This is a genomic window from Leucobacter sp. OLIS6, assembly GCF_002752355.1.
Taxonomy (GTDB): domain Bacteria; phylum Actinomycetota; class Actinomycetes; order Actinomycetales; family Microbacteriaceae; genus Leucobacter.
The window spans coordinates 33042-46815 of record NZ_MRAV01000009.1 but is presented as its reverse complement, the minus strand read 5'-3'; the positions used below and the strand labels follow the sequence as shown (position 1 = coordinate 46815).

Annotated in this window: 13 protein-coding genes; all 13 read left to right on the top strand. The window is 72.6% G+C overall.

The annotated features are described in order from the left end of the window. Positions 1-76 precede the first annotated feature (76 nt). The 13 genes from BMH31_RS05170 to BMH31_RS05110 all read left to right on the top strand — a co-directional run bounded on the left by BMH31_RS05170 (position 77) and on the right by BMH31_RS05110 (position 13721). The gene (locus tag BMH31_RS05170; protein ID WP_099723761.1) at positions 77-1003 is read left to right on the top strand and encodes an NADP-dependent oxidoreductase; all 927 of its coding nucleotides are present in this window, start codon (positions 77-79) and stop codon (positions 1001-1003) included. Then, the gene (locus BMH31_RS05165; RefSeq protein ID WP_099723762.1) at positions 1000-2112 is read left to right on the top strand and encodes an NAD(P)-binding domain-containing protein; all 1113 of its coding nucleotides are present in this window, start codon (positions 1000-1002) and stop codon (positions 2110-2112) included. The genes BMH31_RS05170 and BMH31_RS05165 overlap by 4 nt, the downstream gene beginning before the upstream one ends. Positions 2113-2165: 53 nt before the next feature. Then, positions 2166-4895, top strand: coding sequence for an ABC transporter ATP-binding protein/permease (locus tag BMH31_RS05160; protein ID WP_241898145.1), 2730 nt, complete (start codon positions 2166-2168; stop codon positions 4893-4895). Beyond that, a complete protein-coding gene (locus BMH31_RS05155) occupies positions 4892-6658 on the top strand; it encodes an ABC transporter ATP-binding protein (RefSeq protein WP_099723763.1) in 1767 nt (588 codons plus the stop codon). Before BMH31_RS05160 ends, BMH31_RS05155 begins: the two co-directional genes overlap by 4 nt. After that, positions 6655-7500, top strand: a complete 846-nt coding sequence (locus BMH31_RS05150; RefSeq protein ID WP_199068418.1) for an AraC family transcriptional regulator — start codon at positions 6655-6657, stop codon at positions 7498-7500. The genes BMH31_RS05155 and BMH31_RS05150 overlap by 4 nt, the downstream gene beginning before the upstream one ends. Positions 7501-7576: 76 nt before the next feature. Then, positions 7577-8563, top strand: a complete 987-nt coding sequence (locus BMH31_RS05145; RefSeq protein WP_199068416.1) for an ABC transporter substrate-binding protein — start codon at positions 7577-7579, stop codon at positions 8561-8563. A gap of 3 nt (positions 8564-8566) precedes the next feature. Further along, complete coding sequence (locus tag BMH31_RS05140) at positions 8567-9355, top strand: siderophore-interacting protein (RefSeq protein ID WP_199068414.1); 789 nt, start codon at positions 8567-8569, stop codon at positions 9353-9355. After that, positions 9352-10380 (top strand): iron chelate uptake ABC transporter family permease subunit, encoded by a 1029-nt coding sequence (locus BMH31_RS05135; protein WP_099723765.1) that lies wholly within the window; start codon positions 9352-9354, stop codon positions 10378-10380. The genes BMH31_RS05140 and BMH31_RS05135 overlap by 4 nt, the downstream gene beginning before the upstream one ends. Next, on the top strand, positions 10377-11474 hold the full coding sequence (locus BMH31_RS05130; protein WP_241898144.1) for an iron chelate uptake ABC transporter family permease subunit: 1098 nt from the start codon (positions 10377-10379) through the stop codon (positions 11472-11474). Before BMH31_RS05135 ends, BMH31_RS05130 begins: the two co-directional genes overlap by 4 nt. 5 nt (positions 11475-11479) lie before the next feature. After that, entirely contained in the window at positions 11480-12343 is an 864-nt protein-coding gene (locus tag BMH31_RS05125) for an ABC transporter ATP-binding protein (protein WP_241898143.1), read from the top strand. Beyond that, positions 12340-12924 carry a YdeI/OmpD-associated family protein gene (locus tag BMH31_RS05120; protein WP_099723768.1) on the top strand — a complete coding sequence of 195 codons (585 nt, stop codon included), beginning with the start codon at positions 12340-12342 and terminating at the stop codon, positions 12922-12924. The genes BMH31_RS05125 and BMH31_RS05120 overlap by 4 nt, the downstream gene beginning before the upstream one ends. Further along, positions 12921-13460 carry a hypothetical protein gene (locus BMH31_RS15475; RefSeq protein WP_158234956.1) on the top strand — a complete coding sequence of 180 codons (540 nt, stop codon included), beginning with the start codon at positions 12921-12923 and terminating at the stop codon, positions 13458-13460. The genes BMH31_RS05120 and BMH31_RS15475 overlap by 4 nt, the downstream gene beginning before the upstream one ends. Positions 13461-13523: 63 nt before the next feature. Then, entirely contained in the window at positions 13524-13721 is a 198-nt protein-coding gene (locus BMH31_RS05110) for a hypothetical protein (RefSeq protein WP_099723770.1), read from the top strand. Positions 13722-13774 lie beyond the last annotated feature (53 nt).

Below are 13774 nucleotides of genomic sequence, written 5' to 3'. Positions count from 1 at the left end.
GTTGGGGTCGGGGAAGCGCAGTCTTCATCCGATCCGGGATGCCCGGATCGACCCGGGAACCACGAGGAGAGCCGCCATGCGAGCCGTCGTCTACGACCGATACAGCCAGGAACTCGACGGGCTCGAGGTCCGAGAGGTGGCGGAGCCGAAGCTCTTCGCCGGTTCGGTGCTGATCGAGGTGCGCGCGGCCTCCGTGAACCCCGTCGACTGGAAGATCATGGCGGGGTACCTGGACGGCATGATCGACGCGCGGTTCCCGGTGATCCCGGGGTGGGACGTCGCCGGGGTGGTCGTGGCCGTCGGCGCCGATACTCCGGAGTTCCGCGTTGGCGACGAGGTCCTCGCGTACGCGCGCAAGGAGACCGTGTCGGCGGGGACTTTCGCGGAGCGGGTAGCCGTTCCCGCCGAGGCCGTCGCCCTCAAGCCCGCCGAACTGTCGTGGGAGCAGGCCGCGGGCCTGCCGCTCGCCGGCGGGACAGCGCTGCGCGCCGTCGACGCCCTCGGCGAGCTGGACGGCCGCGTGCTGCTCGTGCACGCGGCGGCGGGCGGCGTCGGCAGTCTCGCCGTGCAGATCGCGGTGGCCCGCGGTGCTCGGGTGATCGGCACCGCGTCGGAACGCAACCACGAGTTCCTCCGGAGCCTCGGTGCCGAGCCCGTCGCGCACGGCGAGGGGCTCGCGGAGCGCGTGCGCGCTTTGGCGGGCGGCCCGGTCGACGCCGTCGCGGACTTCGTCGGCGGGCAGCTCGAGGCCACGCTCGCCGTGCTCCGCGCCGATGGACCGCACGTCTCGGTCGCCGACGACTCGGTCGTGGAGCACGGCGGACGCATCATCTGGGTGCGCGTCGACGGCGCCGAGACGGCCCGGCTCGCCGAACTCGCCCGCAGCGGTGCCCTCCGGGTCGAGGTCGCCGGGACCTTCGGGCTCGAGGAGGTCGGGGACGCCTTCCGCGCCAGCCGTACCGGACGTACGCGCGGCAAGCTCGTGATCCAGCCGCAGCGATGAGCGGTGATCGCCGCGCGACCGTCGTCGTGATCGGCGCCGGTCAGGCGGGCCTCTCTGCGGGCTACCACCTGCAGCGTCACGGCTTCGCGAGTGCGCTGCTGGACCCGGGGGCCGAGCGGAGCTTCGTGATCCTCGACGGTGAGGTGCTGCCGGGCGGCGCCTGGCAGCACCGGTGGGAGTCCCTCTCGATGGCGACCGTGAACCACATCTTCGACCTGCCCGGGTTCCGGCAGACCCCGGTCGACCGGGCCACCCCGAGCCGCGAGGCGGTCCCCGGATACTTCTCCGCGTTCGAAGCGAAGATGCGGTTGCCGATCCTGCGCCCGGTCTCGGTGACGGCGGTGCGCCGCGCCGACGCGGATCCCGACGGCGAGCTGCTGATCGAGAGCAGCGCCGGGCTCTGGCGGGCGCGGGCGGTGATCAACGCGACCGGCACCTGGGGGAATCCCGTGCTGCCGGAGGTGCCCGGCGCCGATCGGTTCCTCGGGCGGCAGCTGCACACCCGCGACTACGTTTCGCTCGACGAGTTCGCGGGTCGCAGCGTCGCCGTGGTCGGCGGCGGGATCTCGGCCGTGCAGCAGCTCGAGGAGATCTCGCGGGTGGCGCGCGTCGCCTGGTACACGCGGCGCGAGCCCGTGTTCCTCGACGGCGATTTCAGTCCGGAGGTCGAGGGGCGCGAGACGATCGAGCGGGTCACCGCCGACGTCGAGGCCGGCAACCCGTCGGGCAGCGTCGTCTCGTACACGGGGCTGGCCTGGACCCCGTACGCGCGGGCCGCGCGGGATCGCGGCGTGCTCGTGCGCCGCCCGATGTTCACGGCCATCGAGCCGCACGGCGTGCGCGAGGCCGACGGCTCGTTCACCTCGGTCGACACGATCCTGTGGGCGACGGGATTCCGGCCGTCGATCGCGCACCTGGATCCGCTCGGGCTCCGCAATGAGCGGGGCGGGATCGAGATGCGCGGGACCCGGGTGGCCGCGGAACCCCGCCTGCACCTCATCGGCTACGGTCCGTCGCAGTCCACGGTCGGCGCGAACCGTGCCGGGCGCGATGCGGTGGCGGAGATCGATGCGGCGCTGCGATCGGAGAACCGCATTCCTCAGATGTAAGTTAGGCTTGGCTAAGTTACGGGGTTCGACGTGGGCCCCGAGAAGGGTGCGCGATGGCCAAGCGCGGGTTCTCCGGAGTGATGATGCGCGGGTACGGAGCCCGCGACCACGAGGCGATAGTCACCGAGGTCCAACCGCTCGCGCCCCACTTCGTGCGGGTGCGCATGAGCGCTCCGACGCTGCTGCAGGACGTGGTGGTCTCGCCGACGGCCTGGCTGCGCTTCTGGTTCCCCGACCCCGAGCGGCCCGAGTTCGAGCAGCAGCGCGCCTACACGCTCTCCGAGGTCGACGAGGCCGCCGGAACCTTCGCGGTCGACATGGTCCTGCACGAGCCCGCCGGGCCGGCGAGCACCTGGGCCGCCGCAGCAGCCCCGGGAACCCGGGTGTCGGTCACGACCCTCGGATCCTCGCGCTTCGACCTGCCGGACGAACTGCCCGCCGGCTACCTGCTCATCGGCGACAGCGCGTCGATCCCCGCGATCAACGCGATCCTCGGGACCGTGCCCGACGAAGTGCCGATCGAGATCTACCTCGAGGAGCACACCCCCGACGACCGGAGGATCCCGCTGCACGTGCACCCGCGCGCTCGCGTGCACTGGGTCCCGCGTCAGGGCGAGACCTCTCTCGCCGCCGCGATCGAGTCGCGCGACTGGTCGGACTGGTACGCGTGGGCCGCGCCCGAGTCGGGATCGCTCAAGCACCTCCGCGGTCGCCTGCGCGACGAGTTCGGATTCCCGAAGAGCGAGACGCACGCGCAGGCCTACTGGTACTTCGGCCGCGCGTTCGGCGCGAACCGCTCCAAGGCCGCGCCCGAAACGGAGCCCGCGGCGGATGCATCGGCCGCCGATGCGGTCGGGACGACCGAAGCGGCGGCCGCGGCGATCGCGGCGGGTCCCGCACCGGATCCGGTACTGGATCCCGCACCGGCTGCGGTCGGCGAGGCGGCTGCTTCCGAGGCGGCCGAGGCACCCGCGGCCGCGCGCGGATCCTGGCGGGCGAACGCGGGATCGCGGCTGCTCGCCCCGCTGCGTCCGAAGCTCGTCGCGGCCGGTGCCGCGCAGGGGATCGTCACCCTCCTGCAGCTCGCACCCTTCGTGCTGATCGTCGAGCTCGCCCGCCTGCTGCTCGGCGGCGCCGAGGCGTCTCGGCTCTGGGCGCTCGGCTGGTGGGCCGTCGGACTGATGGCCGCGGGGGTCGTGCTCTCGACCGCGCTGCTCGTCTGGACCCACGCGGTCGATGCGCGCTTCGAACGGGAACTGCGGCAGCGCCTGCTGCGCAAGCTCGCCCGCGTGCCGCTCGGCTGGTACGACGCGCGCGGGTCCGGCCGGGTGAAGCAGCTCGTGCAGGACGACACGCTCGCGCTGCACTACCTCGTGACCCACGCCGTGCCCGACGCGGTCGCCGCCGTGGTCGCGCCCGTCGCGGTGCTCGTCTACCTGTTCGCGGTCGACTGGCGGATCGCGCTCCTGCTCCTCCTGCCGGTGCTCGTCTACGTGATCGCCATGGCTGTCATGGTCGTGCAATCGGCGCCGCGCACGGCCGAGGCGCTGCGCTGGTCGGAACGTATGAACAGCGAGGCGGGCTCCTACCTGGAGGGCCAGCCGGTGATCCGCGTGTTCGGGGGAGCGGCGGCCACCGGCTTCCGCGCCCGGCTGGGCGAGTACATCGGGTTCCTCGACCGCTGGCAGCGGCCCCTCAGCGGGCAGAAGGCGTTCATCGACCTCGTCACCCGTCCGGCCACGTTCCTGCTGCTCATCTGCGCGCTCGGTACCGTGCTGATCACGGGCGGGACCATGCAGCCGATCGCGCTGCTGCCGTTCCTGCTGCTCGGCACGACGTTCGGATCCCGGCTGCTCGGGATCGGCTACGGGCTCGGCGGCCTGCGGGCCGGTCTGCTCGCCGCGCGACGGATCCAGGTCGCCCTCGACGAGCCCGAGCTCGAGACCGAGGACGCAGGCGAGCCCGCCGAGGGCGCGCCTCGGGTCCCGCGCGGCCGCGTCGAGTTCGACCGCGTCGGCTTCGCCTACCGGCCGGGCGTTCCCGTGCTGGAGGACGTCTCCCTGTCGCTGGAACCCGGCACCGTGACCGCGCTCGTCGGCCCGTCCGGATCCGGCAAGTCGACCCTCGCCGCCCTGCTCGCACGCTTCCACGACCCGGAGTCCGGTCGCATCCGCGTCGGCGGCGACGACCTCCGCGCGCTCGACCCCGACGAGCTCTACGCCCGCGTCGGCTTCGTGTTCCAGCAGACCCAGCTCGTGCACGGCACCGTGCGCGACAACCTCGCCCTCGCGAAGCCCGACGCGAGCGATGCCGAGGTCGAGGCCGCGGCGCGGGCCGCGCAGATCCACGATCGGATCCTTCGCCTGCCCGAGGGGTACGGCACCGTTCTCGGCCCCGACGCCGCGCTGTCGGGTGGCGAGCGGCAGCGCCTCACGATCGCCCGCGCGATCCTGGCGGACACTCCCGTGCTGATCCTCGACGAGGCGACCGCGTTCGCCGACCCCGAATCCGAGTACCTCGTGCAGCGGGCGCTGAGCCGTCTGGCCGAGGGCCGCACCGTGCTCGTGATCGCCCACCGGCTGCACACCGTCGCCTCGGCCGACCGCATCGTCGTGCTCGACCACGGCCGCATCGCCGAGTCCGGCACGCACGACGAACTCCTCGGCCGGGGCGGCCGATACCGGAGTCTCTGGGACGCCGCGTCCGGGGCCTCGAACGGGGTCTCGTCCACCCCTGAATCCACCCCCGAACCCGTCGCCGCCGGAACGGAGCAGACCCGATGATCCGCACCCTGCTCAGCCTGCTCCCCGCGAACCGCCGCCGCGCGGTGGGCGCCCACCTCGGTCTCACCGTGCTCGGCATCCTGCTGCGCGCCGTCGGCGCCGTGCTGCTCGTGCCCCTGGTCTCGGCGCTCTTCGGGCCGAGACCCGCGGAGGCCTGGCCGTGGCTCGCAGCGCTCGCCACTGCGACCGTGCTCGGTTGGGCGGTCGACGCCGCCGCCGCGAAGCGGGGATTCGCGCTCGGCTTCGCGCTGCTCGACAGCGGGCAGCGCACCGTCGCCGACCGCATCGCCGAGGTGCGGCTCGCCTGGTTCGACGCCGAGCGCACCGCGACCGCGCGCCAGGCCGTCGCCGCGACCGGTCCCGACCTCGTCGGCGTCGTCATCTATCTCGTGACCCCGGTGCTCAGCGCGATCCTGCTGCCGATCGCCATCGCGGTCGCGCTGCTGCCCATCGCCTGGCCGCTCGCGCTCGCGGCGCTGGCCGGTGTGCCGATCCTGTTCGGCGCCTTCTGGCTCGCGGGCCGGCTCAGCCGGGACGCCGACCGTGCGGCGGCCGACGCGAACACCGCGCTGACCGAGCGGATCGTCGAGTTCGCGCGCACGCAGCAGGCTCTGCGGGCTGCGCGCCGCGTCGATCCGGCACGCAGCCTCGCGGGATCCGCCCTCGCCGCGCAGCACCGCGCCACGACCCGGCTGATCCTGCTGCAGGTGCCCGGCCAGCTGCTGTTCGGCCTCGCGGCCCAGCTCGCGCTCCTGCTGCTCGCGGGCACCACGGTCTGGCTCGCGGCGACCGACGCGCTCTCGGCACCCGCGGCGATCGCGCTCACGCTCGTGATCGTGCGCTACCTCGAGCCGTTCACCGCGCTGGCCGAGCTGGCACCCGGTATCGAAGCGGCGACCGGTGCGCTGCGCAACATGCGGACGGTGCTCGAGGCGCCCGTCGATCCCGCGGGGGAACGCGAACCGGCTCGGGGCTCCGCGCCGCGGGTCGCGCTCCGCGGGGTGAGCTTCGACTACGACGGGGCGACCGGATCCGCCGCGTCGGCCGGATCCCGCGTGCTCTCGGACTTCGACCTGGAGCTCGCTCCGGGCACGACGACCGCGATCGTCGGCCCCTCGGGCTCGGGCAAGACCACCGTGCTGCAGCTCCTCGCGGGCCTGCGCCGCCCGGGCGCGGGCAGCGTGCTCGTCGACGGCGTCCCGCTGGCCGAGCTGAGTGAGGCGTCGCGGCGCGAACTCGTCAGCGTCGTGTTCCAGCACCCGTACCTGTTCGACGGCACCGTGCGCGACAACATCCTCGTCGGCGATCCCACGGCTTCCGAGGATCGCTGGCGCGCAGCCGCCGCGCTTGCCCGCGTCGACACCCTCGCGGATCGCCTGCCGGACGGCTGGGAGAGCCGGGTCGGCGAGGCCGGCGGATCCCTCTCGGGCGGGGAACGGCAGCGGGTCTCGATCGCGCGGGCGCTCGTGTCGCGCGCTCCCGTGCTCCTGGTCGACGAGGCGACCAGCGCGCTCGACGCCGAGAACGAGGCGGCCGTGGCCGCGGCGCTCGCCGACGACCCGACGCCGCGCACCCGCGTGATCGTCGCGCACCGGCTGAGCAGCATCCGCGCCGCCGACCGCGTCGTGTTCCTCGACGGCGGGCGCATCGTCGAGGACGGTTCACCGGAGGAACTGCTCGCGGCCGGAGGGCGCTTCGCCGAGTTCTGGCGGCAGCAGCACGCCGCGAGCGCCTGGCGGCTCGGCGCGGAGCGCTCGGCGTGAGCGTGAACGTCCCGGTTGCTGGTGCGGTCGCGCGCGATCGGGTGCGGGACCGGATTCGCGGGTTCCTCCTCACCACCGAGCGGCACACGACGCAGAGCATGCGGTCCTGGACCTCGGAACGGCACGCGCGGGACGAGCTGATCTGGTCGACCGCGGGAGTGATCCGGGTGCGGACCGATGACGCCATCTGGACCGTGCCCGCGCACCGGTCGGTGTGGGTGCCCGAGGGGGTGTCGCACACCATCGAGGCGGCGGCGGACACGATCCTGCACGCAACCTTCGTCGCGCGCGGCGCTGCGGTGCACCTGCCGCGGGAGGCCGTCGTGGTCGAGATGCTCCCGACGATCCGCGAGCTGCTGCTGCTCAACGCGGAGTGCCCGCTCGACCCCGAGACCCGAATGCGCGTGCAGGGACTCGCGCTCGAGCTGCTGCGGCCCGCTCCCAGCGCGCAGGTGGATCTGCAGATGCCGGAGAGTCCGCGGCTGCGTCTCGTCGCCGAGCGGATCCTCGATGCGCCGCACGATTTCCGAGCCACCGAGCATTGGGCGGAGCGGGCGGGATTGCCCGCGCGCGAGTTCGTGCGGGGTTTCGTGGCGGAGACCGGTCTCTCGTTCACCCAGTGGAGGATCCGAGCCCGGGTGCGCGCCTCGCTCCTGCTGCTCGGTTCGGGGACGCCGGTGGTCGCCGTCGCCAAGCGGCTCGGATACGCCAACGCGAGCACCTTCATCGATCACTTCCGGGTCGCCGTCGGGACCACGCCCGCGGCGTACTTCTCGGGTCGGTGCGCAGTCGCAGCTCTGCCGACCGCGTCCGACGAAAACCGTCACGATCGGACGGAATAGCGGGATTCGGGCTCGATAGTCTGATGATGGTTAGGGTTGCCTAAGCAACCGAAGTTCTCAGTCCAGAAGGACCATCGTGCTCTCCTCTTCTCCCTCGATCCCGCGCGCCCGCAAGCGCCTCCTGCGCGTCGTCGCCACCGTCTCCTCCCTCGCGCTGCTCGGGTCCGCCCTCGCCGGCTGCGCCGCCTCGGCGGATGCCTCGGACAGCGGGTCGGCGACCCGCACGGTCGCCGACTCCGTCGGAGACGTGCGGATCCCGACCCACCCGAAGCGCATCGTCGCCACCGACTTCTTCTCGTCGAGCGTGCTCGTCGACGTGGGGGTCACCCCCGTCGGCGTGATGCAGGGGATCCAGGAGCCGGGAAGTCGCCCCCAGCGCTACATCGACGCGTTGAAGGGCGTCGAGCAGGTCAGTACCTACGCTGAGATCAACGTCGAGAAGGTGCTCGACCTCGACCCGGACCTCATCATCGTCGACGCGGCGTTCCCGGAACCCGAGACGCTCAAGCGGCTCGAGGCCATCGCGCCGCTCTTCCGGGTCGATCTGACCGGTTCCTGGTCGAAGCGCGCGCTGAGCATCGCCGACGCGGCGAACCACCTCGACACCGCGCAGAAGCAGCAGCGCTCGTACGACGAACGCGCCAAGCGGATCTCCAAGCACTACCGGAAGGTGCTCGACGAGAATCCCCTCGCCGTGGTGTCCCTGAACACCAACGACGCGACCTGGGCGAGCTACGCACCGGGAGGGTGGCCCACACCCGCGTGGGTCGACATCGATGCCGTGTTCCGCACCCCGACCGATGGCGAGGCCAAGACCAGCACGGACTGGGCCTGGATCTCCGACGAGCAGCTCGAGAAGCTCGGCAACGCCGGGTTCATCGTCGTGCTGGAGCCCGAGCAGCTCTCGCGCTACGAGAACAACCGCGTCTGGAAGTCGTTGCCGGCGGTTCGCAACGGGAAGGTGTTCTCGGGGTTCGAGGCACCGGCGACATCCTCGTTCGAGTGGGGGCAGGACAGCCTCGACACCGTCGAGAGCATCCTGCAGAAGGTCGCGCAGGGCTGATCCGTGGCGATTCCCTGTTCACCGGCCCGCGTCCTCTCGACCCGCAGGCTCTCCCCGAATCTCGTCCGCATCCGCTTCGAGGCCGTCGGCGGCTGGCTCTGGCACACCGACGGCGTCGGCGACGAGCGCATCGACATCGCACTGCCCGCTCCGGGGCAGACCGCGGCGGCGCTCCGCGTCTTCAACTCGCCCGAGTACGGTCGAGGCTGGATCGGCGAGGAGCCGCCCTGGCGTCACTACACGGTCCGGGCGGTGCACGACGGCGGCCTGCGATTCGACATCGACTTCGTGGTGCACCCGGGCGGGGTGGCATCCGCCTGGGCCGAGCGGGCCGAGCCGGGGCACCTCATCGGAGTGTTCGATGAGGACCGCAGCTCCTCCTACTACGCCCCTCCCGGAGACGCGCGCGCGATGCTGCTGGTGGCCGACGCGACGGGCCTCCCGGGGCTCGGCCGTATCGTCGAGGAGCTCCCCGCGGATATCACGGCGACCGCGATCATCGAGGTCGCCGATCCGGGGGACGTCCAGGAGTTCGCCTCGAACGCCCGCCTGCGCGTGGACTGGGTCGTGGGGAGCGGCAACGGCATCGGCCCGAGCGCGCTCCCGGACGAGGTCGCCCGCTTCGTGGACCCCGGGGAACCCTGGTACGCCTGGATCGCCTGCGAAGCGGCTGCCAGTCGGGCGATCCGGGGCGACCTGCGCGGCCGGCTCGGTCTCGCGCGGGACCGGCACCACGCGATCGGCTACTGGACGCAGGACCTGGCGGGGGATCGCCCTGCCGAGATCGGATGACCGTCGCGGCACCTCCCCGGCAGATCGCGCGCACGGTCCCGACCCGGCTCGTCTGGCTGCTGCTGGCGGTGATCCTACTCGTCTGCGTGATCGCCGCGAGCGTCGCGCTCGGGGCGAAACCCATCGGCATCGATGCGGTCGTGGACAGCCTCTGGGGCGGTCGCGACGACAACGATGCCTTCATCGTGCGCGAGACGCGGATTCCCCGTGCGCTGCTCGGCCTGGTCGTCGGGATCGCTCTCGGCGTCTCCGGCGCCCTGATCCAGGCCTTCACCCGCAATCCGCTCGCGGATCCCGGGATTCTGGGGGTGAACGCGGGCGCGGCATTCGCGGTCACCATCGGCATCGCCTGGTTCGGCGCCGCCTCGATCCAGGGGTACATCTGGTTCGCGTTCCTCGGCGCCGCCGCCGTGACCGGAGTCGTCATGTTCCTCGGCATGGCGGGGCGGGGCGTCTCGCCGGTCCGCCTCACGCTCGTCGGCGTCGCGGTGGGGGCGCTGCTCGGCGGGGTGACCTCCGCGATCACGCTGCTCGATCCGGGCGCCTTCGACCGGATGCGGGACTGGGGCGCCGGCTCCCTATCGGCGCGCGGCTGGGACGTGCTGGTCATCGCCGCACCCGTCATCCTGGCCGGTACTTTGCTCGCGCTCGCGCTCGCCCCGGCGCTCAACGTCGTCGCGCTCGGCGACGAGCTCGCCGGTGCGCTGGGGGCGCGGATCGCCCGGACCAGACTGCTCGTCATCGTGGCGGTGACGGTGCTCGCGGGAGCGGCGACCGCGGCGGCCGGCCCCATCGGATTCGTGGGTCTCATGGTCCCGCACATCTGCCGATGGTTCGTCGGGCCCGACCAGCGGTGGATCCTCGTCTTCACGATCGTGCTCGCGCCGGCGCTGCTCACGATCGCCGACGTCGTCGCCCGGCTCGTCGTCGCCCCGCAGGAACTGCAGGTCGGGATCGTCACCGCCCTGGTCGGTGCGCCCGTGCTGGTCGCGCTCGCCCGTCGGTCGAAGGCGAGCGGGCTGTGAGCGCCCGGGGTCCGGCTCAGGCTCCGGCGGCTCCGGTGGATCCGGCTCGGGGTGCCGTGCGGTTCCGCGACTCGGCGGTCGTGCTCCGCGGGCACCGGCACGCCTGGCGCATCGGGCGGCGGAGCACGGCGGTCACGCTCATCGCGCTCCTGCTCTGCATCGTCATCGCTGTGCTCTCGCTCGCCTGGGGCGAAGTCACGGTGCCGCTCTCCGACGTCGTCGCCGCGCTCTTCGGCGGCGGCGATCGTCGAGCACGCCTGGTCGTCCTCGACTGGCGGATGCCACGGGTGCTGCTCGCGCTGCTGCTCGGCGCCTGCTTGGGGGTCAGCGGGGCCATCTTCCAGTCGCTGACGCGGAACCCGCTGGGCTCACCCGACATCATCGGATTCTCCACCGGGGCGTACACCGGTGCGCTGCTCACGATCGTGCTGACCGGCGGGAGCTATCTGCTGAGCGCCGCGGGGTCGCTGCTCGGCGGGATCCTCACTGCGGCGGCGGTCTATCTCCTGGCGTACCGTCGCGGCGTCCAGGGCTTCCGGCTCATCATCGTCGGGATCGGGGTCTCGGCGACGCTCGCATCGGTGAACACGCTGCTGATCGTGCGAGCCGATCTCGACGTCGCCATGCGCGCCGCGGTGTGGGGCGCCGGCAGCCTGTCGGGAGCGCGAGTGGAGCAGCTGATCCCGGTCTCGTTGCTCTGCGCGATCCTGCTGCCGCTCGCACTCGCCGGCGGGCCCGCACTGCGCCAGCTCGAGCTCGGCGACGACGCCGCGCGGGCCACTGGCGTCGCGGCGGAACGCGTGAGACTGCTGCTGATGCTCATCGGTGTCGCGCTCACCGCGCTCGCGACGGCGGCAGTGGGCCCGATCGCGTTCGTCGCGCTGGTCGCCCCGCAGATCGCGCGCAGACTGACACGCAGTTCGGGCCCCGCGATGGCCGCGTCCGCGGCGATCGGCGCGCTCCTGCTGATCGCGTCGGACCTGGCCGCGCAGCGGCTGTTCGCTCCGACGCCGCTGCCCGTCGGCATCATGACCGTCTCGATCGGCGGCGGCTACTTCGTCTGGCTCCTCGTCCGCGAGGCCAGGAAAGGATGACACCCGTGTCGCATTCCAGTCCATCCGCTCCGGTCGACGGGGCCCGTCTGCGCGCCGAGGGCCTGACCGTCGGCTACGACGACCACGTCGTCGCCCGGGAACTCGGGGTGCGGATCCCCGACGGCGGATTCACCGTCATCGTCGGGCCGAACGCCTGTGGCAAATCCACGCTGCTGAAAGCGCTCGCGCGCCTCCTGCCGCCCCGCACCGGGCGGGTGCTGCTGAACGGGGAGGACATCGCCGCGTTCCGCAGCAAGGAGTTCGCCCGGCGGCTCGGGCTGCTGCCGCAGACCTCGATCGCTCCGGACGGCATCACCGTCGCCGATCTGGTCTCGCGTGGTCGGTTCCCGCACCAGACGCTGCTGCGGCAGTGGCGCGAGAGCGACGAAGCCGCGGTCGCCGATGCGCTCGAGGCGACCGGTACCGCGGAGCTGTCGGAGCGCCTCGTCGGCGAACTCTCGGGCGGTCAGCGGCAGCGGGTCTGGGTGGCCATGGTGCTCGCGCAGGAGACGGAGGTCGTGCTGCTCGACGAACCCACGAGCTTCCTCGACATCGCGCACCAGTTCGACCTGCTCGACCTCTGCGCGGACCTGCACCGGCATCGCGGGCGCACGCTCGTCGCCGTGCTGCACGATCTGAACCAGGCCGCGCGGTACGCGACGCATCTGATCGTGATGAGCGAGGGGGCCGTGGTGGCGGAGGGGCCGCCCGAGGCCGTCCTCACGAGCGAGCTCGTCGCCGAGGTCTTCGGACTCGACGGGATCGTCGTGCCGGATCCGCTCGCGGGCACCCCCATGTTCGTCCCGCGTCCGAGGCGCCCGGTCGCGCAGTTCCGCGCCCCGGCTCCGCTCTCTACGATGGAGGCATGACCGCACCGCTGCCGCCGCTGCTCACGCTCGCCGATGCCGCTGCCTGGCGGGCCTGGCTCGACGAGAACGAGGAGACCTCGGACGGTGTCTGGCTGGTGCTCGCGAAGAAGGGCACCACCGAGCCGACGACGCTGAGCTACGCGCAGGCGCTCGACGAGGCGCTGTGCAGCGGATGGATCGACGGGCAGAAGGGGAGCCTCGACTCGGCGACGTTCCGGCAGCGCTTCACGCCGCGGCGCAGGCAGTCGATGTGGTCGGAGCGCAACATCGGACTCGTCGCGGAGCTGATCGAGGCGGGGCGGATGCGCGAGCGCGGGAACGCCGAGATCGAGCGTGCGAAGGGCGATGGCCGCTGGGATCGCGCGTACGCGGGAGCGTCGAAGGCGGAGGTGCCCGACGACCTGGTGGCCGCCCTGGCGGCGTCGCCGAGCGCGGCGGCCGTGTTCGCGGGGTTGAACGGGGCGAACCGGTATTCGGTGCTGCACCGGCTCATGACCGCGTCGAACGCGACGACACGGGCGAACCGGCTCGCGAAGATCCTGGCGATGCTGGAGGGCGGCGAGACGCCGCATCCGCAGTGAGCTGGACCCCGATGGGCGCGGACGATGTCGCCGCCGCGTACCCCGCGCCGGCTCGGCGCCGGGGCCATGTCCGGTCCTGGCTGCTGCCGCTGCTCGGTCTGATGCCGTTCGGGGCCGGGCTCGCGCTGTGGTTGCGGACCCTGCCGACCACGATCGATTCGGCGGCGCAGCTCACGCGGGTCGAGTTCGGATGGCCGCTGCCCTGGACCGTGCAGAACCTGACCCGGTACGCGCCGCAGCGGTATCCGGCGAGCATGGACTACATCGGCGGGAAGTACGTGGTCGATCCGCCGCCGAGCGTCGAGAACTGGTGGCTGTTCGCCGCGGACGCCGGGATCCTGGGGGCGTGCGCGTTCCTCGTGCTCGCGCTCGTCGTCCGGCTGCTGCGTCCGGTGCTGCTGGGGCGCGGCCGCGGGGGCGGCCGCGGTGGCGGTGGCGCTGGTGCTGGTGCTGGTGCTGATTCGGGTGTCGGCGCCGGTGGGGTCAAGCCTGGGGTCGGTCCCGGGGTCGGTCCCGGCCGCGCGGATCAGACCTGAGTCCTACGCGGGTCAGTACCTCGGGTCGATGCGCGGTGGAGCGCGCGCGGCGATGCTGGAGGCATGACAGTCGCACACGCTCTCAAGCAGCCGGTTCCCTTCGTCGCGGTCGCGCTCGTAGCGGCCTGCGCGCTCGCGTTCGTCGCGGCGATCTCGCTCTTCCTCATGATCACGGGCACGACGCAGTCGATGCTCACCGGTCAGCCCGCGGCGGGCACCGGGGTGGGCGTCGCGGTGCACGCGCCGATCTCGACGCCGTAGCGGCCGCCCCTGCGCGCTGCCGGGGTTCTGTCGGTTCTGCCGGGATTCTGCCG

Bases quoted from the DNA above. Each gene is read 5' to 3' on its own strand.
- BMH31_RS05120 (WP_099723768.1), top strand. From the start codon at position 12,340: ATGACCGCACCGCTGCCGCCGCTGCTCACGCTCGCCGATGCCGCTGCC.
- BMH31_RS05160 (WP_241898145.1), top strand. From the start codon at position 2,166: ATGGCCAAGCGCGGGTTCTCCGGAGTGATGATGCGCGGGTACGGAGCC.
- BMH31_RS05170 (WP_099723761.1), top strand. From the start codon at position 77: ATGCGAGCCGTCGTCTACGACCGATACAGCCAGGAACTCGACGGGCTC.
- BMH31_RS05135 (WP_099723765.1), top strand. From the start codon at position 9,352: ATGACCGTCGCGGCACCTCCCCGGCAGATCGCGCGCACGGTCCCGACC.
- BMH31_RS05155 (WP_099723763.1), top strand. From the start codon at position 4,892: ATGATCCGCACCCTGCTCAGCCTGCTCCCCGCGAACCGCCGCCGCGCG.
- BMH31_RS05165 (WP_099723762.1), top strand. From the start codon at position 1,000: ATGAGCGGTGATCGCCGCGCGACCGTCGTCGTGATCGGCGCCGGTCAG.
- BMH31_RS05110 (WP_099723770.1), top strand. From the start codon at position 13,524: ATGACAGTCGCACACGCTCTCAAGCAGCCGGTTCCCTTCGTCGCGGTC.